Annotated in this window: 20 protein-coding genes and 1 pseudogene; 10 read left to right on the top strand and 11 right to left on the bottom strand. The window is 63.5% G+C overall.

The genetic code is table 11. The annotated features are described in order from the left end of the window. Nucleotides 1-67: 67 nt before the first annotated feature. The gene (gene flgB, locus F7R11_RS21005; RefSeq protein WP_021193464.1) at nucleotides 68-523 is read right to left on the bottom strand and encodes a flagellar basal body rod protein FlgB; all 456 of its coding nucleotides are present in this window, start codon (nucleotides 521-523) and stop codon (nucleotides 68-70) included. Between the two features lie 685 nt (nucleotides 524-1208). Between flgB and flgA the strand changes: the two genes are divergently transcribed. The 4 genes from flgA to F7R11_RS20985 all read left to right on the top strand — a co-directional run bounded on the left by flgA (nucleotide 1209) and on the right by F7R11_RS20985 (nucleotide 4295). After that, nucleotides 1209-2099, top strand: coding sequence for a flagellar basal body P-ring formation chaperone FlgA (gene flgA / locus F7R11_RS21000; RefSeq protein WP_064808139.1), 891 nt, complete (start codon nucleotides 1209-1211; stop codon nucleotides 2097-2099). Nucleotides 2100-2221: 122 nt separating this feature from the next. After that, complete coding sequence (gene flgM / locus F7R11_RS20995; RefSeq protein ID WP_021193462.1) at nucleotides 2222-2551, top strand: flagellar biosynthesis anti-sigma factor FlgM; 330 nt, start codon at nucleotides 2222-2224, stop codon at nucleotides 2549-2551. A 118-nt stretch (nucleotides 2552-2669) separates the two neighbouring features. Next, nucleotides 2670-3131, top strand: a complete 462-nt coding sequence (locus F7R11_RS20990; RefSeq protein WP_064808141.1) for a flagella synthesis protein FlgN — start codon at nucleotides 2670-2672, stop codon at nucleotides 3129-3131. A 450-nt stretch (nucleotides 3132-3581) separates the two neighbouring features. Then, on the top strand, nucleotides 3582-4295 hold the full coding sequence (locus tag F7R11_RS20985; protein ID WP_031328887.1) for a LuxR C-terminal-related transcriptional regulator: 714 nt from the start codon (nucleotides 3582-3584) through the stop codon (nucleotides 4293-4295). A gap of 114 nt (nucleotides 4296-4409) precedes the next feature. On the opposite strand, the gene F7R11_RS20980 is transcribed toward F7R11_RS20985, so the two are convergent. The 3 genes from F7R11_RS20980 to F7R11_RS20970 all read right to left on the bottom strand — a co-directional run bounded on the left by F7R11_RS20980 (nucleotide 4410) and on the right by F7R11_RS20970 (nucleotide 6830). After that, the gene (locus tag F7R11_RS20980; protein WP_064808144.1) at nucleotides 4410-5474 is read right to left on the bottom strand and encodes a porin; all 1065 of its coding nucleotides are present in this window, start codon (nucleotides 5472-5474) and stop codon (nucleotides 4410-4412) included. A gap of 252 nt (nucleotides 5475-5726) precedes the next feature. Further along, nucleotides 5727-6455, bottom strand: coding sequence for a GntR family transcriptional regulator (locus F7R11_RS20975; RefSeq protein ID WP_064808146.1), 729 nt, complete (start codon nucleotides 6453-6455; stop codon nucleotides 5727-5729). Between the two features lie 84 nt (nucleotides 6456-6539). Continuing rightward, nucleotides 6540-6830, bottom strand: a complete 291-nt coding sequence (locus tag F7R11_RS20970) for an H-NS histone family protein (RefSeq protein ID WP_021193457.1) — start codon at nucleotides 6828-6830, stop codon at nucleotides 6540-6542. A gap of 935 nt (nucleotides 6831-7765) precedes the next feature. Between F7R11_RS20970 and F7R11_RS20965 the strand changes: the two are divergent. Then, nucleotides 7766-10397, top strand: a pseudogene (locus F7R11_RS20965) (putative bifunctional diguanylate cyclase/phosphodiesterase). Nucleotides 10398-10460: 63 nt separating this feature from the next. On the opposite strand, the gene F7R11_RS20960 reads toward F7R11_RS20965, so the two are convergent. The 5 genes from F7R11_RS20960 to F7R11_RS20940 all read right to left on the bottom strand — a co-directional run bounded on the left by F7R11_RS20960 (nucleotide 10461) and on the right by F7R11_RS20940 (nucleotide 15019). Beyond that, the gene (locus F7R11_RS20960; RefSeq protein WP_039596769.1) at nucleotides 10461-10664 is read right to left on the bottom strand and encodes a YMGG-like glycine zipper-containing protein; all 204 of its coding nucleotides are present in this window, start codon (nucleotides 10662-10664) and stop codon (nucleotides 10461-10463) included. Between the two features lie 460 nt (nucleotides 10665-11124). After that, nucleotides 11125-11742: a nucleotidyltransferase family protein gene (locus F7R11_RS20955; protein WP_064808150.1), complete on the bottom strand. Its 618-nt coding sequence runs from the start codon at nucleotides 11740-11742 to the stop codon at nucleotides 11125-11127. Beyond that, complete coding sequence (locus F7R11_RS20950) at nucleotides 11742-12176, bottom strand: organic hydroperoxide resistance protein (protein WP_021193453.1); 435 nt, start codon at nucleotides 12174-12176, stop codon at nucleotides 11742-11744. Before F7R11_RS20950 ends, F7R11_RS20955 begins: the two co-directional genes overlap by 1 nt. Before the next feature lie 120 nt (nucleotides 12177-12296). Further along, nucleotides 12297-14540 carry a xanthine dehydrogenase family protein molybdopterin-binding subunit gene (locus F7R11_RS20945; protein ID WP_064809090.1) on the bottom strand — a complete coding sequence of 748 codons (2244 nt, stop codon included), beginning with the start codon at nucleotides 14538-14540 and terminating at the stop codon, nucleotides 12297-12299. Nucleotides 14541-14560: 20 nt separating this feature from the next. Beyond that, complete coding sequence (locus F7R11_RS20940) at nucleotides 14561-15019, bottom strand: (2Fe-2S)-binding protein (protein ID WP_064808152.1); 459 nt, start codon at nucleotides 15017-15019, stop codon at nucleotides 14561-14563. 619 nt (nucleotides 15020-15638) lie between these two features. On the opposite strand from F7R11_RS20940, the gene leuA reads away from it, so the two are divergent. From leuA to F7R11_RS20920, 4 genes are all read left to right on the top strand, one after another. Further along, nucleotides 15639-17351 carry a 2-isopropylmalate synthase gene (leuA, locus tag F7R11_RS20935; RefSeq protein ID WP_064808155.1) on the top strand — a complete coding sequence of 571 codons (1713 nt, stop codon included), beginning with the start codon at nucleotides 15639-15641 and terminating at the stop codon, nucleotides 17349-17351. A gap of 136 nt (nucleotides 17352-17487) precedes the next feature. Next, nucleotides 17488-17874: a four-helix bundle copper-binding protein gene (locus F7R11_RS20930; RefSeq protein ID WP_021193449.1), complete on the top strand. Its 387-nt coding sequence runs from the start codon at nucleotides 17488-17490 to the stop codon at nucleotides 17872-17874. A gap of 18 nt (nucleotides 17875-17892) precedes the next feature. Then, entirely contained in the window at nucleotides 17893-18369 is a 477-nt protein-coding gene (cadR, locus tag F7R11_RS20925; RefSeq protein ID WP_021193448.1) for a Cd(II)/Pb(II)-responsive transcriptional regulator, read from the top strand. A gap of 76 nt (nucleotides 18370-18445) precedes the next feature. After that, nucleotides 18446-20068 (top strand): DUF4139 domain-containing protein, encoded by a 1623-nt coding sequence (locus tag F7R11_RS20920; protein WP_064808157.1) that lies wholly within the window; start codon nucleotides 18446-18448, stop codon nucleotides 20066-20068. Nucleotides 20069-20104: 36 nt separating this feature from the next. On the opposite strand, the gene F7R11_RS20915 is transcribed toward F7R11_RS20920, so the two are convergent. After that, a complete protein-coding gene (locus F7R11_RS20915) occupies nucleotides 20105-22609 on the bottom strand; it encodes a heavy metal translocating P-type ATPase (RefSeq protein ID WP_064808160.1) in 2505 nt (834 codons plus the stop codon). Between the two features lie 46 nt (nucleotides 22610-22655). After that, nucleotides 22656-23204: an RBBP9/YdeN family alpha/beta hydrolase gene (locus F7R11_RS20910; protein WP_064808161.1), complete on the bottom strand. Its 549-nt coding sequence runs from the start codon at nucleotides 23202-23204 to the stop codon at nucleotides 22656-22658. A gap of 189 nt (nucleotides 23205-23393) precedes the next feature. On the opposite strand from F7R11_RS20910, the gene F7R11_RS20905 reads away from it, so the two are divergent. Then, on the top strand, nucleotides 23394-24692 hold the full coding sequence (locus F7R11_RS20905; RefSeq protein WP_064808164.1) for a CitMHS family transporter: 1299 nt from the start codon (nucleotides 23394-23396) through the stop codon (nucleotides 24690-24692). The last annotated feature ends 4 nt before the right edge of the window (nucleotides 24693-24696 follow it).

The raw sequence follows: 24696 nt of genomic DNA, 5'->3' as shown, positions 1-24696 counted from the left end.
GCGGCGCGATCGTCCTACCCTGTCTTGCTCTGTTCTGCTCGGTCCTGCTTTGTCTTGCTTTGCCGCGCTAGCTGTTCTGAATGGCCGCCAGCATCGACTTGATCTTCTGCGTCACGATGTTCAGGTCGGCCTCGTAACGTACGGTGTTGTCGGCAAAGCGCATGCGCTCGCCGTCCATGTCGACCGTGTTGCCGTCAATGGAAGGCTGCTGCGACGTGCGGTACTGCACTTCGCCCTGCAGCGACTTGGCCTGCTGAGAGAGCGACGCCTGCATCAGCGTCACATCACCGGCAGGGGCGCCGTCCGCCGTCAGGTGGCCGGACGCCGTGGCCGTCATCGGCAGCGTGTTGCCGCTTTGCTGGCCGACCGCCTTTTGCAGCGCCGACTGGAAATCGAAGTCGCGCGCCTTGTAGTTGGGCGTGTCGGCGTTGGCGATGTTCGAGGCCAGGATCTGGTGCCGCTGCGAACGCAACTGCAACGCCTTCTCCTGAAAACCGAACAACTGATCCAGCTTGTCGACCATGTCTGTCATTCCTCGCGCGTGGCGTCTTGTTGGTGCCTGAACTGGCAACCCCGCCGCCGCGTTTGTTTGGTATTCCGAATTCCGTGGGTTGGAGAAGCAGGCATCGGCAGCCCCTTCAAAACCGCCGATGCCGTCTCCAGAACCGCTGTATTGCTGAGTTGCCGTCATGCAGCCTCAGTGGAGAGGGCCTTGTCTGCGGATCCGGGGGCCGGCCGGGAAACCGACCTTCCGGGGCAGGCCGCGCGGCAAATGGAACGGCACCGCGCAACGCCAGGGACTTCACCACGTTGCAAAGTCTAGGGGCCACCTGGCAAGAGCATTCGTCCGAATAAGGGGGGGATTGGCCGACATTTCCGCATTTGGCCCTCCCGCGCGCGTGGCTACACTTCACCGGACTCTGGAGCGTGTCATGCACTCTTACGGGAGATGCGTTGTTTCCAAAACGCGTGCTGGGTAGGCACGGACGGCTGCCAATGGTTGTTCCATTGGCGGGTGGCCGTAACACCCCCAGCGCGTGTTTTGGAAACAACCCAAAGGGAATCCACCCAAAAGGCCGCATGGCGTCGTTGCGGCCTCCTTGTGTGGAATCACCACACGGCGTCGGCCACGCCTAGCCCTGCGGCCTTTTGGGTGGATTCGCACTCCCGTAAGAGTGCATGACACGCTCCTAGATGGAGGGCTTTCCATGTCCACGCGGTTTGTACGCAGCGCCCACTACCCGACCTTTGCCGTTGTCCGCCGCCGCGGCGCCACGGCAATGCCGTTGGCCGCACGCCGGCGCACGCTGCTGCTGGCCCTGGCGCTGGGCGTCCTGGCAAGCCTCGCCCATCCGATCCTGGCGCACGCGCAAAGCATGATGCGCGTCGGCTACGCGCCGGCAGCCACCAACATGCCGATGCCGGCCCAGGCCGCACAACCCGCCACGACCACCATCCAGGGCCCGAACGCCATCCAGATGCAGATCCAGCAGCAACTGCAGTCGCAGCTGGACATCCTGGGCGGCACCAATGACGCTGGCGCACCGCGCGCCTCAGTGGAAGTCGGCCCGGTCGACCCACGCGTGGCCAACCAGCCGTGTGACCAGATCGACCTGATGCTCCCGGCGGCCAACCGCCTGCGCGGCCGCATTCAAGTTGGTGTGCGCTGCAAATCACCACACGCCTGGGCAGCGTGGGTACCGGCCACCATCCAGATCACGGGGACGTATTACGTGGCGTCGCACCAGCTCTCGCCAGGCAAGACGCTCGACATGAGCGACCTGGAAGCACGCACGGGGGACCTTTCGCTGCTGCCACCGTCAGTCGTACAGCAACCCGCCGACGTGGTCGGGCGTGTATTGGTAACCAGCGTGGCGGCCAACCAGCCGCTGCGCGCCGAAAGCCTGCGCTTGGCCATTGCCGTGCAGGCCGGCCAGACCGTCAAGCTCGTTGCGGAGGGCGGCGGCTTCCAGGTGACCAGCGACGGCCGGGCCATGAACCAGGCAGCTGTGGGCCAGGTGGCGCAGGTGCGCACGGCCAACGGCAACGTCGTTTCCGGCATTGCGCAGTCCGCCGGTGTGGTCGCGATCCAGTTCTGACATCGATTTGATATCAATCGATCACACACACACGGTGATGCGCAACCGATATCCCCCGCTAAAGTTTGGGTCGGGGTTGGCCGATATGGGTGATAGGATGAACGCGCTCTTCGGAGACACCCGTGAAAATCAACCATATCGTCAACAACACGCCGGCCATTGCGCCGACCAAGGACGCAGCGTCCGGGTCGACGCGCGCGACCGGCTCGTCCTCGGTGGCCACGACGGCCACGGGCACCACGCGCCACAGCGACCAGGATTCAACCGTGCCTTCGCTGTCGGTCCATCAAGTTTCGCGCCAAGTGGGCAGCGGCGACTTCAACGCAGCACGCGTCGAGCAGATCCGCAGCGCCATTCAGAATGGCACGCTCAAGATGGACGCCGGCAAGATCGCCGATGCGGCGCTGTCCGACGCGCATTCGCTGCTCTCGGCACAAAGCAAGAAGGTCTGACGGGAGCCTCCCGTCGTCCGTCCCCCATTTCTCATGACGCCGCCAGCCCTTGGCTGATCGCGGCGGGGCGGTGTGCCGGCCGGCGGCTGCCCAAGCTTGCAAGCTAAAGGTCGCCAACATGGACAACACACTGCTGATCCGCACCCTTGCCGACGAGCAGGAACTGCTGCGCGCCGCCACCCAGACACTGGAAGCCGAGGCGCAAGCGTTGCGCGACGGCGACATGGTCGAGCTCGAGCGCATCACCCAGACCAAGCAGAAGCAGCTCACCGCCCTGGGCGAAGCTGACCGCGAGCGCCGCCTCTGGTGGGCGCAGCACGGCGGCGCCGATCCGTACGGGCTGGTCAAATACCTGCGCACCGATGAAACCGCCAGCCGCCTGTTCGACGAGAACCTGGCCCTGGCCCGCACTCTGCGCCAGCGCAATCTGGACAACGGCACCCTGATCGATCTGCGTCTGCGCGCCACGCAAAACGCGCTGTCTGTCCTGCACGCTGCCAACAACGGCGGTGGCACGCCCTACGGCCGCGACGGCAAGCAACCGCTGTCGATGCCGCGCTTCTCGGTCGTCGCCCAATAAACCGCAGGGCCGTCAAAGACGGCCGAACGCCGGTTTACGTTTACGTCAATGGGTTTGAAGTGGGGCTAGCTGCCCCTGCCTGATCCTGCTATCTATAGGGGGTCTGGCACACCGCCAATCGGGGTAAACAAAAAGGTTTACATCCCATTGATGGGTGCAACAAGCATGCTGGGGATTTATTCTGCCGATTTTGGCGGGGTATATCCTCCGCGCCTGGCGACATAAACAAGAAAACCGGAAAGAAATCGCGCCTGAATGGCATGCCAAGGTTTCGGCCCGGCGGCACCACACCTGGTGACTGCTGGTTGAACGGGGAAACATACCGAAACCGCGCGTCATTGCGTTTCTACCAGCCACGCCTGTATCAATTTGGATCTCGCCGGTCCAAATGGGCGACGGCCGGCCATATTCCGGAAATGGGCAAACAACCATAACCAGACAGGCGGCGCAGTGAAATCGATCGTAGTTGAGGCACACCCCTTGGTGCGTGCCGGTGCGACCCACGTTTTACAATCTTTGCCGGCCATTTCCGAAGTCGTCAGCGTCGACCCGGACGAGGCCCTATTTGAAAATCTCGCGGCGCATGCGGACGCCGAACTGGCCCTGATCGGCCTGCCACTGCCGGGCATCGACGATCTTCCGGCGCTCTCCCGGTTGCTGCAACAGCCACATCCACGGCACGTCGCCGTACTGGGTGAAAGCGATTCAGCCGCACATGTGCGCGCGCTGATGCAATTGAATGTCTCTGCATATCTGCTGAAAAGCTATTCAGGCAAATTGATTGCAGCCGCATTGGAATTGGTACTCGCCGGCGGCCGTTATGTACCGGCTTCCATTGTGCTTGCCCGGCCAGATGCGCAAACAGGTGGCGCCAAGGGCAGTGACGACTGCGCATTATTGGGACTCACCCAACGCCAGTACGAAATCCTGGTTCTGCTTTCGCGCGGCCATCCGGTCAAAACCATCAGCCGCATGCTCGGCATCTCTGAGGCCACAGCCAAGGCGCACATCAACGCGCTATATCGTCGCCTGGAAGTCCGCAGCCGTACCGAAGCGGTATTCGTCGCCACCCAGCGTGGCGCCATGCTGCTGAATCAGCCGCAACTCGTAGCTGAGCCTGCCACGTCTTCCTTGGCGCCCGTACGCATCGCGCGTACCGGTTGAACGCCCGACCCCACTCGCCTTCCACAAGCAAAAAACGGCGCCCGGAACCCCGGACGCCGCTGTAAATGCCCACCCGCGCTGTCGACACGCGGGGGTGACAAGGAAAGCGCAGGTTTAGAACTTTGCGCGCATGCCCACGCCGAAAGTATCAGCCGAGCTCAGGTCGGACACCTTGTCGCGGAAGTACGCGGCATACACATCCGTGCGCTTGGACAGCGAATAGTCGTAACCAATGGCCCAGGTGTTTCGCTTCACGTCTGCAGCACCCGAGGTCTTCGTGTAGGCGTACGAAGCCAGCACACTGCCCGGGCCGACCGGAATCGACACGCCCAGTTGGCCGCCGTTGCTCTTCGCATCACCCGTGGCGATCGTGTTCTTGATGTACTGGTACTGACCGTACAGCTTGACCACGCCAAAGTCATACGACGCACCCAGCTGCGTTGCAGTCTGGCGCTGGAAACCTGCCACCAATGCATTCAGGTCGCCCGGGTTGGCATCGAAGCGCACCTGTTGGAAAGCGGCGGTGGCTGCAAAGTTGCCGCGGAAGTACAGGAAGCCCGCGCCAAACTTGTTCTGGCCGTTGTGGCCAGCCTGCTCACCCGCACCGTACATCAGCGTGCCCGTGAGGCCATTGATGTCCGGCGTGCTGTACAGGATCGAGTTGTTCCAGCCCGAATCGCCCACCAGACCCGAGATGCCGGCTGCGCCCGTGCGGCCGTTGCCCAGGTAGGTGTGGAACACCATCGGCGAGAAGGTGTACGAATCGCCGAACGGGTTAAACAGGATCGTCGAAACGAAGTACTGCGGCGTATTGCGGCCGAGCTTGATCGAGCCCCAGGTGTTCGACTGCAGACCGACGAACGAATTACGGGCGAAGAACGTGTCGCCATCAAAACGGCCGCCCTTGCCGGTGTCAGGGCGGAAGAACGCTTCCAGCGTGAAGATGGCCTTCAGACCGTTGCCCAGGTCTTCGCTGCCCTTCATGCCCCAGTACGACGTGGACATGCCGCCCGAGTTGACAACCGCTGCGCGGTCAGACGCGCCCAGGTTCTTGGTCATGCCGGCCCAGGCATCCACCTGGCCGTACAGCGTGACAGACGATTGCGCCTGGGCCGCACCTGCGGTCAGAGCGGCGGCAGCAGCCAGCGCGGCCAGCTTGAAACATCGCTTGAGTTGCATCGTTGATTTCTCCCTCTTCTGGTTCCGTTGTGTTGAATTCGCTTCACAGAGGCAGGTGGCTCGCCTGCCCTGCTGAGATCGCCGCGAGTGAATGCAACAGCCGTGCCAATACGCCGTCAGCATGCTGATGTGTCACGAATGAATACGTTTTCGCGGGAAGGCGCGCAGGCTAGCTTGAATACCCCCACCAGACAAGTCCCAACACAGGGGTGTGTGGCGCCGTTTCTGCACCGTGCTGGCGCAAGTGCAGTCTCAGTCGTTTTGCAGGACGCGAATGTCAACTTCGCGCGTATAGCGCTCGGGGGAGAAATCGCAATACGTGAGGGAAATCGGCACGTCAGCCACGCTGTAGCCGATCCGGCGTACGCGCACCAGTGGCACGCCTGCCGCGACGTCGAGCTGGCTGGCCTGATGCGCGTCAGCCACGCATGCCAGCGGCGCCTCGCGCGAGCGCGCGATGGTCAGGTTGGCCCGCTGGAAGACCTGCACGAACAAGCGGTCTTCAAAATCGCGCGCCTCGAGCATAGCCGCCAGCCGTGACGTCAGCCACGTGCGCAGCAGCATGATGGGCTTGCCCTCGACCTGCGCGCGGCGCTCCACAAATGCCACCTGCGCGCCAACCTCCAGACCGAGCGCGGCCGCCACCGTCTCATCAGCCCGCTCCAATTGGAATGCGCTGACGCTGTAGGCGGCGCCGGGCACGTACTCCAACGCCGCATCGGACTGACCCGGGGCATACAGCACAGGACGATGCGGCCCCACCCGATCGAGTACCACGCTGCGTTGCCCGCGCGAGCGCTTGAGCAACCCACGTGCAGCCAGCTCATTGAGCGTGCGGCGCGCTGTCAGCCGCGATACGCCGTAGCGTTGGGCGACTTCGTTTTCGCTGGGGGCAACGCTGCCGGCCGGCAAGGCGCCATGCAGGATGTCGAGCCGGATGCGATCGGCCAGTTCGAGGTATTTGGGGAGGCGGGGCGTCATGTCGACGTTATAGTCAGGAACGCTCAGGCGCTCCAACAAAAACGGCCCACCGGTCTGGTGGGCCGTCGTACCGAAAGGGGCAAATCAGGCGATCAGGAATTTGTCGCGGTTCTTGCCGATCCAGGCCGGTGCACGGCCACGGCCAGACCACGTTGCGCCCGTCTTCGGATCGCGGTACTTCGCCGGCACGGGTGCCTTGGCACCAGCACGGCGGCCGCGGCGCGGTGCCAGGCCCAGGTCTTCAGCCGTCAGGCCGTATTCGGCAACCGTTTGACGCACTTGCTGGATAACGGCTTCCAGCTCTTTGGCGCGGGCGGTTTCGATCTGCTCTTCCAGCTTGGCCTTTTGTGCAACCAATTCCTTGTATGTCGCCATATGCGCTCCCAATAAATTCTGTTGTGGGTCAGATATTAGTTCAATTGTATTCATAACTGAAATGAAATTTCAACGGTTTTGATCGCGCACCGCGGCTTGCCGCAAGTGCACCAAAAGCGGTCGAATCAAATCAGGCACACCGAATGCTCAAGATTCAACCAGAAAGTCAGATGGATGCATTCCTCTGGTATACGCGATCAGACAAGACTGCAAACCTGCAAGGCACTGCATTTCAGTGCCATCACATTAGCAACTGCCGTTGGGTCCTGCAATTCCCGAGGCCAATTGACGCCAGTACATTGCTGGCGGCTGGCTGTGCCACCGCCTATCAAGCTACGTGGTGACCCGGCATTGGCACCGCATTGCTTCACCACTCTGGAGGGATGTTTGATCGTCGCTAAAACCGCTTCAAAGCGATGACCCCTGCGGACTGATCGTTGGATACACCCACGATGAATCCATCCTTGCCCGTGTTTTACCGTTGGCTTTGCGCTTCGGCATGCCGGTACACCTGCTACTTACAGGCACAATTTTTTTCTTTCCATAATGTTCATCGGCCGCGTGAACACCTGTTTCGTCCTCACAATGCGAATCTGCCTCTTGATGTCAGCGCGCAGATTGGCGTGCACGCCTTGCCGAACCAAACGGCATTTCGCCGACAAGAGAAGCGCTTCAGATGCGGTATTGCAGGCTTGATCGAATCCGTATCGATCGGACCACCCTTTTCAGCGAATGCTGCAAACAACCGAGAACTTCGCAGACAAACCAAGCATGCAGTGTGTTGTATAAATCACAAATCAACGATTTGCGCGACACGCAACTTTTGCGCATCATAAAAGTTGTTGTCCCGCCTCCGCAGGCTGGCTGCTGTTGCGTTGCCCGCGGACACATTGATTGCGTGGTATCTCGGGCAATACCATTGGTTGGAGCGTGGGATGCAAGACGAACTTTCCTACCCGCTGTCGGCACAAAGCCTGCCCGTTCCCCTCTATGTCGTTCTCGAAGGCCGCATCGTGTACGCCAATGCGGCCGGCATCAGCATGGTGCGCGCGCTCGGTCGATCAACTGCTCGGCGAGCCGTTCTCGCGCTTCTTTCAGGATGTGCCCGTCACGCTGAATGCGTACGCAGGCGCCAACGCTGATCCGCAGATGCCCGATACAGCCGCCACAGAGGTGGCTTCTGCTGTTTCTCTGGGCACATCCGAGACACCGGTCAACGTCCGGCTGACTATCACGCCGACACGTTTCGATGGCCTGCCTGCGCAGCAGATCGTGGTACACGGGTTGCCTTTGCCGCTCGACGCGCAGTTGCCTGGCAAGGCGGGCGAGCGCATTCTCAGCGCCGAGGCCATCGGCGCGGCGTTGCCGCACGAACACCTTGATCATCTGCTGTCAACGCTGCCGTCCGCGGCTTCGCTCGGGGAGCGCCTGCACGCAGTATTGCGCGCGCTCGAGGCAGCGCTGCCCACCGCGCTATGCATCGTGACGCGCGTGGTATCCGGGCGGGCGCGGTTGTATGGCACGCAAGCTGCCCGCGAACAACTGGTCGCGCCAGTCTCCGGCGAACTCGATGTTGAACTTGCGCGCATCGCGCCGCTGTTGAACGACGTAGCCCCTATTGAACTGATTCGCCAGTCCAATGCGCCGACCGCCCTGCATGAGGTACTCACGCGCGTGCTCGGCAAAGCGCTACCCGCTTGGCTATGCCGCATCCCCGCCCAGCATGGTGGCATGACGTCGAGCGGTGACCTGCTGTGCCTGTTCTACCCCGCACCAGCCGCTACACGCGACGACGCTGCATTGCGTACCGCGTGTGCCAGTTATGTCAGCGCGCTGGTCAAGCTATTGCGCCTGGAAGGCGAGTACGCCCAAGCGCGTGACCTGCGCGATCAATACCGTCTGGTCGTCAACCACTTGAGCGAAGGCGTGCTCACGCTATCCACCGACGGCCGCGTGCTGTCGTACAACCGCAGCGCGTCCGAGATCCTGCGCTTGTCGGGCGGGTCATGGAAGGGTCGCCCGCGCATGGCGCACAGCGACATGATGCTCGGCGAAGACGGCACCATCCTGCCGCGCGCAGCATGGCCCTCCACACTGGCCGCACGCACCGGACGCGCCATCAGCAACGTGGTAGTGGGCGTACCGACCGGCAACGGGCAGATTGTCTGGCTGCGCGAATCCGTACTGCCGATGTTTTCACCGGACAGCGCCTCGCCGCATGCGGTGCTGGTCATCTTTACCGACATCACCGCGGAACGTTCGACCCACGAGCAACTGCGCCTGCTGGAAACGAAGGACTCGCTGACGGGCCTGCCCAATCGCGCGGCATTCATCGAACGGCTCGACGCGCGCCTGGCGCTGCCCTCCACCGGCCGCGCCGCGCTGCTCTACATCGGGCTGGACCACTTCAAAACCGTCAACGAGGCGATGGGCCACCACATCGGCAACCAGGTACTGAACCTGGCGGCGCAGCGCATTCGCGCCGAGGTCAGCCAGCGTGCGCTGCTGGCGCGCTTGGGTGGTGACCAGTTTTGCGTGGCCATCGACGACCCCGACACGATTGATGCGCTCGCCCAGCAGGTGCTTGATGCGCTGGCCAAGCCCTTTACCGGCGGTGACCGCGAACTGCACCTGTCCGCCAGCATTGGTGTTACGGCATATCCGGAAGACGGCAATGACGCGGGCACGCTGGTCAGCCATGCCGAGGCCGCCATGTACCGTGCCAAGGAGAACGGCCGCAGCCGCATCACGCGATACTCGCGTGCGCTCGAATCGCAGATGCTGCGCCGCTTCACCCTCAACGAACGCATGCGCCGCGCACTCGCGCGCGGGCAAGTGCGGCTGGTGTATCAGCCCAAGTACGCGCTCTCGTCGGGCGAACTGGTGGCCGTGGAAGCGCTGATGCGCTGGTCCGACACAGAACTGGGAGCGATTTCGCCCACCGAGTTCATCGCCGTGGCGGAAGAGTCCGGCTACATCCTTGAGCTTGGCCGCTGGGCGCTGATGCAGGCATGCACGCAGGGCCAGGCATGGGAGCGCAACTTCGGCTTCACGGGACGCGTCGCCGTTAACGTATCGGCGCGGCAATGCGATGCAGGCGTGATCGAACGCGATGTGGATGAAGCACTCAAGGCGTCGGGCATGACGTCGTCGCGGCTGGAGCTGGAATTGACGGAGAGCGTGCTGTTGGCCGATCGCCTGTCGACGCAACGTCTGCTGACAAGCCTGGCCGCACGCGGTGTGCGCATCTCGCTCGATGATTTCGGCATCGGGTTCTCGTCGCTGTCGTACCTGCGCAGCCTGCCGATCCACAACATCAAGATCGACCGTTCGTTCATCAGCGGCGTGCCTGCAGTGGCCGACTGCGTGGCGTTGACGAAGACCATCATTGCGATGGCGCACGCGCTGAACATGACCGTGACGGCAGAGGGCGTGGAGACCCCCGAGCAGTCAGCCTTTCTCTCGACACACGCCTGCGATGAAGTGCAGGGTTTCCTGTTTGGTCGTCCGCTGGAAGTGCCCGCACTCGAAAGCCTGCTGCGCTCACTCAGCCGCGCGCAGGCATAAAAAACGGACCCGAGGCTTCCACCCCGGGTCCGTTTTCGCTTAAGCGACGAGCGTATCGCCGTATCAGCGTGTCGATACGTTGCCCACCAGTCCGCCCAGCGCAGCACCGCCCAGGGTTGCGCCTGGGCCGCCGATCAGCGCGGCGCCAGCCAGACCGCCTACGCCCGCACCGATGGCGGTATTGCGTTGACGCGCCGTCATGTCGGCACAACCGGTTGCCGTCAACACCGTGGCAGCCGCCAGAAAAATCGTCAGTACCCGGACCATGCTCTTCTCCTTCAAATGCGTCGGTCGCGACCCGAGATCGCCAGGATCGCCGTCGTCGCGTACCGGGAGTCTGGTCGAAGACCGGCTGACATTCTGTTTCCTGTTGTAATCAAACGTTGCAAGAAGCTCACCGCGTCAACCCGACGGGGTGTGCCAAATCCCCGAGCAATGCCGACCAAAGCCCGTCGCCACGCGGGTCGAACAACGTTTCCCACAGACTTATCCACATGTTCTGTGCATAACCCGACATGCCGTTAGCCTTTGGCATGACAACGGGCTTGACGGATTCCCGCAAACGTGTCGACAACGCAAAACGGGCACGCCTGGCGAAAGTTATCCACATCGGGTGCGGCCGTTACATCAGGCAACAAATCCTTGTGCGTCAATCGGTTGCGGCCGGTTTCGCAGGCAGTTTGGGCGTTGCTGTGAACAAATTGTGCAACTGCGAAGAAACAGGGCACTACGCCAGATCAGCGGGGGTATCGACATCACGCAAGATGCCGGTGTCGTTGCTGTCAATGCGGACGAGCGTGGCGGGATCAATCAGGCGCCGCGCGCCTTCATCGCCGTCGAGCGCGGTCAAACCGGCGAAGAAATCGGCGCCAAAGCCGATGGGGTGGCCACGCTGCCCTGCGTGGAATGGCGCGACGCAGTGGTGCGCGTCGAGCGCCTGCGCAACTTGAGCAATGGTCTCGGGAGCAATCCACGGCATATCGGCCAGGGCGATGACCCAACCGCCTGCGTCGGGACGTGCGCTCACGCCTGCCGCTAGGCTGGCTCCCATGCCGTTGGCCGCTGTCGGGCATCGCAAGACGTCACAACCAGCCTCGGCCAACAGCACGGCCAGTTGCTCAACCTGCGCGCCATGCGTAGCGGCGGCGGGCACCACGGCCACCACGTCCCCTACGGCCTGCAGTAGATGCCGTGCCGCCTGCACGGCGACAGGCGTGCCCGCCTGTGTACCGTCAGGCAATACAGCGAGCAACTTGTTTGCTGCACCCGCAGGGTCGAACCGGCTGCCGCGGCCCGCGGCCAGCAATACCCCAACAACAGCACCAGCAACGGGCCGCTTATGCATCAGACCACCTCGGTCTTGAGCGTGACTTCCACGTTGTTGCGCGTGGCGTTGGAGTACGGGCACACCTCATGTGCCGTGGCCACCAGCTTGTCAGCGTCGGCTTGCGACAGGCCGCCAACGCGCGCGGTCAGCCCGACCTTCAGACCGAAACCGCCTTCGGAGCGCGTACCGATGCCCACGTCGCAATGAATCTCGACACTGCTCGGATTGAGCTTGAGCATGCTCTTGGCGACAAAGTCGCATGCCGAGCCGAAACATGCCGCATAGCCAGCGGCAAACAGGTCTTCCGGCGTAGTGGTGTTGGGCTTACCGGGGCCGCCCATTGCCTTCGGGACCGACAGGTCGTGCGAGACCTGGCCGTCGTCGGTTTGCGTGTGGCCGTTGCGGCCGCCTGTGGCGGTGGCGTGGGCGGTGTACAGAATGTTCAATGCCATAACGTGCTCCTCCGGGTGGATAGACAACACAAGCGCGGACGCAAGAAACCATCCGCTGAACAATAAAGCCGGCACACATTGCTGCATGCCGGCTCCAATCGCATCACGCGATGATGACAATTACACCGTGTCGAACGGCAGCTTGCGAAGGCGCTTGCCGGTCAACGCAAACACCGCGTTGGCCACGGCCGGTGCAATCGCGGGTGTACCGGGTTCGCCCAGGCCGGTCGGGTTATCTTCCGACGGCACAAAGAACACGTTCACCGGCGGCGCGTCCGGCATGCGCACGGGCGGGTAGTCGGGGAAGTTGCTGTTCTTGGTCGCGCCGTTCTCGATCTCGATGGCAAAGCCCGGGGCAATCATCGCCAGGCCAAACACGCAGGCGCCTTGGATCTGCGCTTCCGCACCCATCGGGTTGACCACGCGGTTGGCATGCACGCCAGCCGTCACGCGATGCACGCGCGGTTTGCCCTTGTCGATCGACACCTCCACCACATAGGCCACCACCGACTCGAACGACGCGTGCACCGCCACGCCCCAAGCCTGGCCCTTGGGCAGCTTGCGTTTGCCGTAGCCGGACTTGTCAACGGCCAGTTGCAGCGCGGCGCGATGACGCGCGTGCTCCTTATCGTTGAAGCGCGCCAGGCGGAAGGCCACCGGATCTTGCTTGGCAGCGTGCGCCACCTCATCGACCATCGTTTCCATCACGAAGGCCGTATGCGTGTGGCCAACCGAGCGCCACCACAGCACTGGCACGTTCACGTCCGGATGGTGCACCGTCAGCTGCAAGGGGAAGCCGTAATCGTTCTCGATCACGCCCTCGACCATCGTGCTGTCAACACCGTTCTTGACCATGAAGGCCTCGAACGGCGTGCCCTTGAGGATCGATTGACCGACGATGACGTGATTCCAGCCGACCACCTTGCCGCTGTTGTCGACGCCCACATCCACGCGGTGCAGATGCATCGGGCGGTAGTAGCCGCCGCGGATGTCGTCTTCACGGCTCCAGATCACCTTGACGGGGCCACTATGGCCCGCGGCGGCATACGCCTTGGCCACGTTGGCGGCTTCCACCACGTAGTCCGACGTGGTGATCGCGCGCCGGCCAAAGCCGCCGCCAGCCATCATCGTGTTCAGCTCGATCTTCTCGGGCGCCACGCCCAGCACCTTGGCGATCGCGCCCTGGTCGATGGTCTGGAACTGCGAGCCGACCCACACTTTCGCACCGCTGATCTTGCCGCCAGCACTCTGCACGTCAATCGTGCAGTTCAGCGGCTCCATCGGCGCGTGTGCAAGATACGGAAACTCATAATCAGCCTGAATACGCTTGGGCGCCGACTGGATAGCGCTCACGTCAGCCGGCTTGGCCACTGTGCCGGGTTGGCTGGCGAGCTTTTTGTACGTCTCCATCAACGCTGGCGTCGACACCGTCGAGCCAGTGTCTTCCCAGCTCACCTGCAGCGCGTCGCGGCCCTGCTTGGCCGGCCAGTAGCCATCGGCAATGACGGCCACGCCCGTGCCGCCACGATCCGTCGGGATCAGCAGCACATCGACCACACCTTTCACAGCCTTGGCCGCTGCCGTGTCGTACTTGGCCACCTTGCCACCAAAGCGCGGCGGGCGGGCCAGCACGGCCACCTTCATGTTCGGCAAGCGCGTATCGATGCCGAACTTGAGCGAGCTATCGAGCTTCGCACGCGCATCCAGACGCGGCGTGGGTTTGCCGACAATGCGGAACTGCGACGGGTTCTTCAGCGTGACCTCCGCCGGCACCGGCAACGCCATCGCGGCTTGCGCCAGCTCGCCATACGTGGCGCGGTTGCTGCCCGAGGTGATCACGCCATTGGACGTGTGGCACGTGGCAGGATCCACATTCCAACGCTGCGCAGCAGCCGAAATCAGCATGGCGCGTGCGCGCGCACCTAGCTCGCGGTATTGCTGGAACGAGTGGTTCAGCGCAGTGGAGCCGCCCGTCATCTGGATGCCGAAGCCCGGGTCCTTGTACGGATCGCCCGCCGGCGCCAGCACGCCGCGCACGTTGCGCCAGTCGACGTCGAGTTCTTCCGCCAGCGCCATCGGCAACGCGGTTTGCACACCCTGACCAAACTCCAGACGGTTCACCGCCACGCTCACGGTGTTGTCCGAGGCAATGATGATGAAGGCCTGCGGGGGTGAAGGTGGTTTGGCCTTCGCGTCCTGCGCGCCCGCCAGCACCGGCGCAATGCCGAGTGCAAGACCGCTGCCGGCCAGCGACGTGAGCTTCAGAAAGCTACGGCGATCCAGTGTCGCCACACCCGCGTCCGCAGATGCCGGTTGAGGGTGCGCGCCGCCACCAGCCAGTGCTTCAAGATTTCGAATACGCATCATGAATTCTCCGGTGGGGCTCAGGCCAGCGACTTCGCGGCGTCATGAATCGCCGCGCGGATACGCTGGTACGTCGCACAGCGGCACAGGTTGCCAGCCATCGCGCTATCGATGTCGGCATCGGTCGGCTTCTTCTTGCTGCGCAGCAGACCCACCGCGCTCATCATCTGGCCGCTCTGGCAGTAGCCGCATTGCGCAACGTCGTGCTTGATCCAAGCGTCGAGCACAGCCTTGCCGACCTTGTCATCGGCAATGTGTTCAGACGTGGTGATCTGCTGACCCGCCACCGCGGAGATCGGCAGCACACAACTACGCGTGGGCTGGCCGTTCAGGTGCACCGTGCACGCACCGCACGACGCAACGCCGCAACCGAATTTCGTGCCGGTCAGGCCGAGGTTGTCGCGCAGCGCCCAAAGCAGCGGCGTCGACGGATCGGCATCAGCTTCCACCGGTTTGCCGTTGATGTTCAACGTGACCATTGTGGTGTTCTCCTTGTGGGGCATGAGGGAGTCTTACCGTTATAAAGCCGTTGATACAGCGGGCTGGCGGTATGGACGGGGTGTATTAAAGCAGGTTCGCTTACGTTTTGCTGGCGAGTACTTCACATTGAATTTCCGCCTCCGACGCGTGGTCCCGAACCGCCCGAACTCCGCCCAGGCAACTTGACAACGGCCCCCATCCGCCCGCAGTATTGAGAAATGCACTCCCAGCAGATCGCCCTTCTCACCGCTCAAGCTCGCACCTTCTCGTGCGTGCGCGGTCTGCTATCGCTATCCGCTTCCCTACTACGCGTGTAAGCGCGTAGACCTCTCTTTCCCCCTCGTTCCGGTGTTTGACCGGCCCGTTGCGCAACAGGCGACGGGCCTCGTCTGATGTGGCGTCATCCAGTAATCCGTTCACCGATTTGGAGCCTTCCATGCCGACCTCGATCCTGCTTTCGCTACGCCTACTGACCCGACTATCGCCCGGCAGCCAGACCACGCGCCCGTGGCTGTCTGGCCGCCACACCCGCAACGTTCACCCGGCCACGCCGGACGCCGCCCGCGCGGTCGTCCCTGACGTAATCCACCGATCTCGATCTCACAGGACACCCACACCATGTTGAAGAACCCCGCCACCAAATACCGCCCCTTCCCCCAGATCGCCCTCGCCGATCGCACCTGGCCCAACAAGACCATCACCCGTGCCCCGATCTGGATGAGCACGGACCTGCGCGATGGCAACCAGGCCCTGTTCGAGCCCATGAACGCCGAGCGCAAGATGCGCATGTTCAAGATGCTCGTGCAGATCGGCTTCAAGGAAATCGAAGCCGCCTTCCCCGCCGCCTCCCAGACCGATTTCGATTTCGTGCGCGAGCTGATCGAAGGCGGACACATCCCCGACGATGTGACCATCGAAGTGCTCACGCAAGCCCGCGAAGATTTGATCCGCCGCACGATGGAATCGCTGCGCGGCGCCAAGAAAGCCATCATCCACGTCTATAACGCGACGGCGCCGGTCTTCCGCCGCACGGTGTTCAACACCGACCGCGAGGGCGTCAAGCGCATTGCCGTGCAAAGCGCCAAGCTGATCCGCGAGATTGCGGAGACGATGCCCGAGACGCAGTGGACGTACGAATACACGCCCGAAGTCTTCAGCGGCACCGAGCTGGACTTTGCGCTCGAGGTCTGCAACGCCGTGACCGAGGTGTGGGCGCCGACGCCGGAGCACAAGATCATCGTCAACCTGCCGGCCACGGTGGAGATGGCCACGCCCAATATCTACGCCGACCAGATCGAATGGATGCACCGCAACCTGGCGCGCCGCGATTCGATCATCCTCTCCGTGCATCCGCACAATGACCGTGGCACCGCTGTTGCGGCGGCGGAACTGGCCGTGATGGCGGGTGCCAACCGCGTGGAAGGCTGCCTGTTCGGCAACGGCGAGCGCACGGGCAACGTGGATCTCGTCACGCTCGCGTTGAACCTGTACTCGCAGGGTGTCGATCCGGAACTGGATTTCTCGCACATCAACGATGTGGCGCGCACGTGTGAGGACTGCACGCAACTGCCAGTGCATCCGCGCCATCCGTACGTGGGCGATTTGGTCTTCACGGCGTTCTCGGGCTCGCACCAGGATGCGATCAAGAAGGGCTTTGCGGTGCAGCAACCCGATGCGCTCTGGGAGATGCCCTATCTGCCGATCGACCCGGCCGATGTGGGCCGCACGTACGACTCGATCATTCGCGTGAACAGCCAGTCGGGCAAGGGCGGCATCGCGTACCTGCTGGAATCCGGCTATGGCGTGGCGATGCCGCGCCGGCTGCAGGTGGAGTTCAGCAGCACCGTGCAGCAACTGACCGACGAAAGCGGCCGTGAAGTCACTGGTGCCGACATCTGGGCACTGTTTCAACAGACGTATCTGCGCGCGGACGGCGCCGTCGGCTATGTATCGCACCGCCTGACCGAACAGGATGACGGCAGCCAGCACATCCGCCTGGTGGTCAACATCGACGACCATGAGCACATCTGTGAAGGCACCGGTAACGGGCCGCTGGATGCGCTGGTGCATGCGCTGTCACACGTGCTGACGGCGCCCGTGTCGATCCACCACTACGAAGAGCGCGCCTTGGGCCAGGGCGCCAATGCCGATGCCATTGCCTTTGCAGAAATGGCCGCACCGGGTGTGGCGGGCAGCGTATTCGGCGTGGGTGTGGATGCCAACCTGACGACGGCGTCGATCCGTGCCGTAGTGGGCGGCGTGAACCGCCTGATCGCACGTGCCGGCAAGGGCATGCTGCGTCGCGGTAACGCCGAGGCGACCGTCGCCTGAGTTGTCTTAGGTGTAGGTCGGCCTCACGCAGTGGAGCGCCAGTTGCTAAATTGGAGAGATGCGGCACGGGGCACGCCCCGGCCCATCCCTTCCGAAGCGCGCAAGCGTGCACGCCCACTGCCACAGGAGAACTGACATGACCAATCGTCCGACCGCGAAAGACAATGCCAAGCGTTTTGCCAGTGTGATCCAGGCGCTTCATGCTTGCCAAACCGCTTGCGAGCATTGCGCGACGGAATCCGGCAAGAACGGCCACGCTGAAGTCATGGCGCGCTGCATGGGCCTGTGTACGGACTGCGCGGAGTACTGTGCCATTACGCGCCGATTCCTGGAGCGCAACAGCGAATTCGCAGAACTGCTGCTGGAAGACTGCGCCGAGATCTGTCATCAATGCGCGGAAGAATGCGATCATCACAGACAGGGCCATTGCAGTGCCTGCGCAACCGCCTGCCGCGCTTGCGTGGATGCCTGCCTGAAAGTTGCAGGCGTTGAAGCCGTCACCGCTGAACCGACCGTTTTCTAATCCCCTTTTTCAACGCATATGAAGATTGGCGAACTCGCCCAGCGCACGGGCATCAGCATCGAGACCATCCGCTTCTATGAAGCGCAGGGCCTGCTGCCCCCGCCGGCGCGCGCCGCCAACAACTATCGCGTCTACACGCCCGAACATGCCGAGCAACTGGCCTTCATTGCGAAGTGCCGGTCGCTCGACATGGCGCATACCGAAATCCGACGGCTGCTGGAGTTGCAGAGCAACCCGCAGGCCTCGTGCGAAGAGATCAACCACCTGCTGGACGACCACCTGCGCCACGTTGAAGCGCGCATTGCGGAGCTGACCGAACTCAAGCGCCAGATCGAATCGATCGGGCTGCGCTGCACGACGGCCGCATCCGTGGCGGAATGCGGCGTGCTGCAGTCGCTGCATGAGGAGCCGGTCGCCACCAGCCCCCACGGCCACAACCATGATCATGGCGAGGCCGAACACGCACATCGGCACATCCGCGGCGTGCATCGCTGACGGGCCATTCCTCTTGCCGGGTACGCCACTTTGACGTGCGATACTCGCCGCATTTCACGACATGTGGGTGAGGCGGATGAAGACGACACCGGCAACGCATTTTCTGCATCAGCAACGCATGGCGCTCGGCGCGGTCACGATGGCCGCCGCTGCGGCAACGCAAGCCGCAACGCCATCACGCATCACCGATGTCACGTTGTATCCGGATAGCGCCACCATCGTGCGTACAACCACCGTTGCACCGGGTGCACGCAGTGTCGAGCTGACTTGCCTGCCAACCACATTCGACGCCGACAGTTTGCGTGTCGAGGGCGATAGCGCCATCCGCGTGGGTGACGTGCGTGTGGAAACCGTGCCCAGTGAAGGCAGTGCTTGCGCAAAGACCGCCCTGGAAACTCAGATCCGCACCCTGCAAGACCAGCGTGCTGCACTCGATGTGCAACTCCAGGCGAATGCGCTGTCGGCCAGCTACCTGAAGGCGGTGAGTGAACGTACCGGCGGCGATGGGCGTGCACCGGCCACGGACTTCTCCACGCTGGGCCGCGCCACCGATGCGCTGGCGCGTAACGCGCAGGAAGTCTTCACACGGCAAGAGCAACTGAAGAAGCGCGACGCTGAGTTGAAAGCGCAGCTCGATGCGCTGCAACGCACGCATGGTTCTGGCGCAGACACACTGCGCACGGTCCGCATTGCCGTGGCAGCACCGCGTGGCGGCGAATTGCGTGTCAGCTACCAGACCGCGCGTGCGGGCTGGCGGCCGGCATATCAGGCAAGCGTGGATTCCGTGCGCTCGAACGTCGTCGTTGAACGACAGGCAACAGTTGCGCAATCAACCGGAGAAGACTGGCGCGGCGTTCGGCTGCGGCTATCGACGGGCCAGCCACGCAATACGCCTCGTGGTCCGGAGCCGTATGCGTGGCAACTGGACATCCAGCAACCGCAGCCCACACCCAAAGCCGCCCCTGCGCCGGTGTTCTCGAGGGCAGTCGCGCCGGCAGCCGTCGCCTCGGAAACCTCACGCTGGGGGCTTCGTGGGACAGAAGACGCCCCGCTCTTTGACGTCAACACCATCCAGACCGCCTTCTCCACCGAATTTGAAGTCCCTGGCACCGTGGAACTGCCATCCGATGCGCAGAAGGTGACCTTCTCGCTGGCAAGCGAAACGCTGCCCGCCAAGCTGACGGCGCGCAGCACACCCCGCATGGATCGCGCTGCTTACCTGATCGCGACCGTAGATCGCCCGCAGGGCGTCTGGCCGGGCGGCACGTTGCAATTGCGCCGCGATGGCGCGGTCGTGGGGACAACGACGTGGAATCCGGCGGGCGAAGACCAGAGGATCACACTTCCCTTCGGCCGCGATGATCTCGTGACGGTGGTGGTGGAAACACCCAATACCTTCCAGCGCAGCGTTGGTTTGCTCGACAACCGCAACGAGCGCCAGCTTGGGGCACTTTACACGGTGCGAAACCAGCACCGTGACGCGATCACCGTGGAGATCCTGGAAGCCACGCCGGTCAGCCAGTCCGACGACATCAAGGTGCGCTCGACCTTCTCACCGGAGCCTGCCAAGCGCGACTGGGAGCACCGCCTGGGCGTGATCGCGTGGGAACAGACGATTCCCGCCGGACAGAGCGCCCGCTTCTCCGCGGACTACCTCATCACCTACCCGAAGGACGCGCGCGTCACCGGCCTGCGTTGATCGCCCTTCCGTGCGCGCGCTGTCGGATCGCGATGATCAGACGCGCGTGCGCATCACCCGCAGCCCGTTGAACACCACCAGCAGGCTTGCACCCACGTCGGCAAAGATGGCCATCCACAGCGTGGCGTCACCCATCACGGCCAGTGCGAGGAACACCGCCTTGATGCCGAGCGCCAACACGATGTTCTGACGCAGCACCGCCACCGTGCGACGGCTGATGCGAATGAAGCCGGCGAGCTTGCGCGGGTCGTCATCCATGATGGCGACGTCTGCGGCTTCCAGTGCCGTGGCCGTGCCGGCTGCGCCCATGGCGAAGCCGATGTCGGCGCGTGCCAGGGCCGGTGCGTCGTTGATGCCGTCACCCACCATGCCGACGAAGCCATTCTGTGCCGCAAGCTCACCCACCACGCGCTGCTTGTCGGCGGGGAGTTGCTCGGCATGGACGTTGTCGATGCCGACCGTCTTGGCGATGGCCTGTGCCGCGCGGCGGTCGTCGCCGGTAATCATGACGGGCTGCACACCCAGTGCACGTAGATCAGCGATGGCCTGCGCGCTTTCCGGGCGCTCGCGGTCACGCACGCCGAAGAGTGCTACCGCACCGTTCGTGTCGCACAGCGTGACAGCGGACATGCCTTCAGCCTGCAAGCCTTCCGCGGCTGCGCGCCAGTCAACGGTATCAAAACCGCGTTCAGCCACCAGTGCAGCGTTACCGAGGTGCCAGCGCACGCCACCCAGCGTGCCGGCCACACCGCGGCCCGGCAGCACGGACAAGTCTTCAACCGCGCCCGCATCTACGGCGCCATGCGCTTGGGCAGCCTGCACGATCGCCACGGCAATCGGATGCGTGGTATTGGCGTCCAGCGCAGCGGCCACAGCCAGTGCCTGCAGGTGGGCGCCATCCGTGGCGATGTTCAGATCCGCCACGGCGCGGCGCGTGCCGCGTGTGTCATCAGGCAACACCACCGCATCCAGCACCGGGCGGCCAGCGGTCAGCGTGCCGGTCTTGTCTAGCGCCAGTGCACGCAGGCGCCGGCCGCTTTCCAGATAGACGCCGCCCTTGACGACAATGCCGCGTCGCGCCGCTGCAGCCAGGCCGCTCACCACCGTCACCGGCGTGGAGATCACCAATGCGCAGGGGCAAGCGATCACCAGCAACACCAGCGCGCGATACGTCCACGTCAGCCAACCATCGGCAGTAACCAGCGGGCCGACTACGGCAACCGCCAGCGCCAGCAACATCATGGCGGGCGTATAGATGGACGAGAACTTGTCGACGAAGCGCTGCGTGGGCGCACGCTGCGACTGCGCCTCCTGGATGGCCCCGGCGATGCGCGCGAGCGTACTGTCGGCGGCCACCGCCGTGGCTTCGGCCTCGATCACACCGTCGGTGACGATGGTGCCGGCGAGGATGGTGTCGCCCAGGGTCTTCTCCACCGGCAGGCTCTCTCCGGTGACGGGCGATTCGTCCAGCGCCGCGCGGCCGCTCACGATGCGCGCGTCGACCGGCACACGGCTGCCCGTGCGTACACGCAGGCGTGCGCCGATGGCGACCGTGTCAACGGCCACATCACGCCAGCCGCCATTGCCGTCGGTCAACTCTGCGGTGTCGGGGGCGATGGCAGTCAGCGCGCGCACAGCATCACGGGCACGCACCAGGGCACGCGCCTCGATGGCCTCAGCCACGGCAAACAGGAAGATCACCATGGCCGCTTCGGCCCACTTGCCTATCAGCAGCGCACCGATCACGGCCACCGCCATCAGGAAGTTGATGTTGAACGTGAGCGCGCGCACGGCAATCCAGCCCTTGCGCAGCGTCGGCCCACCCGCCAGTGCGATGGACGCAAGCGCCAATGCCAGCACCGGCAAAGCATGATCACCCAGGGACCAGGCGATGGCCTCCGCACCAAATGCAGCCACACCGCCGATGCCCAGCAGCCAGGTGCGACGCGAGATGCCAGTGGGCTCAGCAGGCGCGGCGGCCGCGCGATCATGCGCTTCCAGCAACTCGCCATCCATGCCGATGGCGCGCAGGGCTTCCAGGAACGGCGTCACGTCGTCCACGGTGTGGTGGATGGTGAGATGGCGCTCCAGCAGGTTGAAATCCAGCGCGACCACGCCGGCGGCGTTGCCCAGCTTATTGCGGATCATGCGCTCTTCGGTCGGGCAATCCATCTGCTCGATGCGGATTTTCGTGCGGCCTTTGGCGCGGGCCAGGGCAGCGGCGTCAACCGGGGGAGCGACCGGCGCTGGACCGTGCGCATGCGCGTGGTCGTGCCCGTGATCGTGTCCATGGCCGCAGCCTTGGGCCTTGCCGTCCGCATGCTCGTGACCATGGTCGTGGTCATCACCGTGCTCGTGCTTGTGACCGTGGTCATGTGCATGGTCGTGACCGTGTTCATGGTCGTTGCCATGCTTGTGTTCTTGGTCAGCAGACTCCCGGGCAACGGGATGATCGTGGCCGCAGCAACCACCGCAGCCAGACGCTTCCGGCTTGGCGGCGTGGTTGTGGGACAGGAGGGCGGAGGCGAGATCTGGTTTCATGCCTCCATTCAAAACCCTGAAGAAGCTTTAGGGTCAAGCCCTCATTTCAAGTGGGGCTTTTGCTCCACTTAGTAACGATGGCACGGGCTTCCGGCCAATCGCCCAGGTCCGATTCGGCATTGATGTGACCGCGCGCACCCAGGTCGATGGGCGTGGCGCCCCAGGCTTCGGCCTGTTGGCGGCTCCAGGCGGCATCGCTGAACGGGTCGTTGGTGCTGAAGATGAGGGTGGCCGGAAACGGCAGACGCTGTTGCGGCACCGGCTGAAAGTCAATCAGTTCGGGCGGCGAATCTTCACGGCCAAGCTGCGGTGGCGCCACCAGCAAGGCACCTCGCACGCGCGCTGTGTGGGCAGACGCCGTGGCCCAATGCGCCGTCAGCACACACCCCAGGCTATGCGCCACCAACACGACATCGCCCGGTGCGGCACGCACAGCGGCATCCAGTGCAGCCACCCAGTCGGCACGCTTGGGCGTGAACCACTCGCGTTGTTCAACACGGTGATCCCCATGCAGGCGCTCCCAGCGCGATTGCCAGTGCTCGGGGCCGGAGTTTTGCCAGCCAGGCAGGATCAGGATGGTCGGGGCGGTATGCACAAGGTCTCCAGCATCGGGTGGGAACGCGCCACATTCTGCCGGGATTTATTGAGCGGTGCCTGCATCACTTATCGACAAATCAGCTCAATCCATCCAAATATTCTGTTTTACAGGCAGATCACCAGCTTCTACAGTCGCCCGTAAATCCCGCCAACAGGGATTCCGAATCTATGCCACTCGGAGGAGACCATGCTCGCACTGCTCGGGCTGCTGACCATCGTCGCGCTGTTTGTCGTCATCCTGACGAAGCGCATGTCGCCGTTGGTTGCGCTCATCGCCATTCCCGTCATCGCCGCGCTTGTGGGCGGCTTCGGGCTCAACACCAGCAAGTTCATCATCGGCGGCATCAAGGATGTGGCGCCCGTGGCAGGGATGTTCATCTTCGCCATCCTGTACTTCGGCATCGTGACGGATGCCGGCATGCTGGACCCGATCATCGACCGCATCCTGCGCACCGTGGGCAGCCGCCCGCCGCGCATCGTGGTGGGCTCGGCGCTGCTGGCGTTGCTGATTCACCTGGATGGCTCGGGCGCGGTGGCCTTCCTCATCACCATCCCGGCCATGCTGCCGCTGTACGACCGGCTCGGCATGGACCGCCGCATCCTGGCGTGCGTGACGTCGATGGCGTGCGGCGTGAACTTCCTGCCGTGGACGGGCCCGATGATTCGCGCCTCGGCTTCGCTGCACATGCCGGTCACGGACATCTTCAACCCGCTGATCCCGGTGCAGATTGCGGGGCTCGTCTTCGTGTTCGTGTGCGCGTGGCTGCTGGGCAAGCGTGAAGAGAAGCGACTGGGCCTCGCCAACCACGGTGGCGCCACACAAGTCGTCGCCCGCCCGCTCACGGAGGCTGAGCAGGCGCTGCGCCGGCCGCGCAATTTCTGGATCAACCTCGTGCTGACTGTGGTTGTGATGGGCGTGATGGTGAGCGGCAAGGTGGACCCGGTGGTGATGTTCATGCTGGGCGTAGTCGCTGCGCTGCTCATCAACTACCCGAACGTCGATCAACAGCGCCAGCGCGTGGATGCGCACGCCAAGGCTGCACTGATGATGGCGAGCATCCTGTTGGCGGCGGGCGTCTTCACCGGCATCATGAGCAAGTCCGGCATGCTCACGGCGATGGCCAAGACGGCGGTCGACTTCATCCCGCCTGCCATGGCGCACCACATTCCGGTGGTGCTGGGCGTGCTGTCGATGCCGCTGTCGCTGCTGTTCGATCCGGATTCGTTCTACTTTGGCGTGCTGCCTGTGGTGGCAGAAGCATCGAAGATGCTGGGCGTGGCACCGGTGCACGTGGCGCAGGCCGCCGTGCTCGGCCAGATGACGACCGGCTTCCCCGTCAGCCCGCTCACACCCGCCACTTTCCTCGTGGTCGGCCTATGCGGCATCGATCTGGCGGACCACCAGAAATTCTCGATCCCCTTCCTGTTTGGCGCCACGCTGCTGATGACGGTGGCAGCCGTGGTGCTGGGCGTGCTTCCGTGGTGATGGC

It is taken from the genome of Ralstonia insidiosa (genome assembly GCF_008801405.1).
Taxonomy (GTDB): domain Bacteria; phylum Pseudomonadota; class Gammaproteobacteria; order Burkholderiales; family Burkholderiaceae; genus Ralstonia; species Ralstonia insidiosa.
Note: the sequence above shows the minus strand (reverse complement) of the source record. Positions and strands in the feature narration are given on the sequence as shown.

Excerpts from the sequence above, each read along its gene's own strand:
- leuA (WP_064808155.1), top strand. The coding sequence starts at position 15,639 with ATGTTGAAGAACCCCGCCACCAAATACCGCCCCTTCCCCCAGATCGCC.
- cadR (WP_021193448.1), top strand. The coding sequence starts at position 17,893 with ATGAAGATTGGCGAACTCGCCCAGCGCACGGGCATCAGCATCGAGACC.
- flgB (WP_021193464.1), bottom strand. The coding sequence starts at position 523 with ATGGTCGACAAGCTGGATCAGTTGTTCGGTTTTCAGGAGAAGGCGTTG.
- flgA (WP_064808139.1), top strand. The coding sequence starts at position 1,209 with ATGTCCACGCGGTTTGTACGCAGCGCCCACTACCCGACCTTTGCCGTT.
- F7R11_RS20905 (WP_064808164.1), top strand. The coding sequence starts at position 23,394 with ATGCTCGCACTGCTCGGGCTGCTGACCATCGTCGCGCTGTTTGTCGTC.
- F7R11_RS20930 (WP_021193449.1), top strand. The coding sequence starts at position 17,488 with ATGACCAATCGTCCGACCGCGAAAGACAATGCCAAGCGTTTTGCCAGT.
- F7R11_RS20920 (WP_064808157.1), top strand. The coding sequence starts at position 18,446 with ATGAAGACGACACCGGCAACGCATTTTCTGCATCAGCAACGCATGGCG.
- F7R11_RS20945 (WP_064809090.1), bottom strand. The coding sequence starts at position 14,540 with ATGCGTATTCGAAATCTTGAAGCACTGGCTGGTGGCGGCGCGCACCCT.
- F7R11_RS20915 (WP_064808160.1), bottom strand. The coding sequence starts at position 22,609 with ATGAAACCAGATCTCGCCTCCGCCCTCCTGTCCCACAACCACGCCGCC.
- F7R11_RS20975 (WP_064808146.1), bottom strand. The coding sequence starts at position 6,455 with ATGACGCCCCGCCTCCCCAAATACCTCGAACTGGCCGATCGCATCCGG.
- F7R11_RS20940 (WP_064808152.1), bottom strand. The coding sequence starts at position 15,019 with ATGGTCACGTTGAACATCAACGGCAAACCGGTGGAAGCTGATGCCGAT.
- F7R11_RS20950 (WP_021193453.1), bottom strand. The coding sequence starts at position 12,176 with ATGGCATTGAACATTCTGTACACCGCCCACGCCACCGCCACAGGCGGC.
- F7R11_RS20990 (WP_064808141.1), top strand. The coding sequence starts at position 2,670 with ATGGACAACACACTGCTGATCCGCACCCTTGCCGACGAGCAGGAACTG.
- F7R11_RS20960 (WP_039596769.1), bottom strand. The coding sequence starts at position 10,664 with ATGGTCCGGGTACTGACGATTTTTCTGGCGGCTGCCACGGTGTTGACG.
- F7R11_RS20970 (WP_021193457.1), bottom strand. The coding sequence starts at position 6,830 with ATGGCGACATACAAGGAATTGGTTGCACAAAAGGCCAAGCTGGAAGAG.
- F7R11_RS20955 (WP_064808150.1), bottom strand. The coding sequence starts at position 11,742 with ATGCATAAGCGGCCCGTTGCTGGTGCTGTTGTTGGGGTATTGCTGGCC.
- F7R11_RS20980 (WP_064808144.1), bottom strand. The coding sequence starts at position 5,474 with ATGCAACTCAAGCGATGTTTCAAGCTGGCCGCGCTGGCTGCTGCCGCC.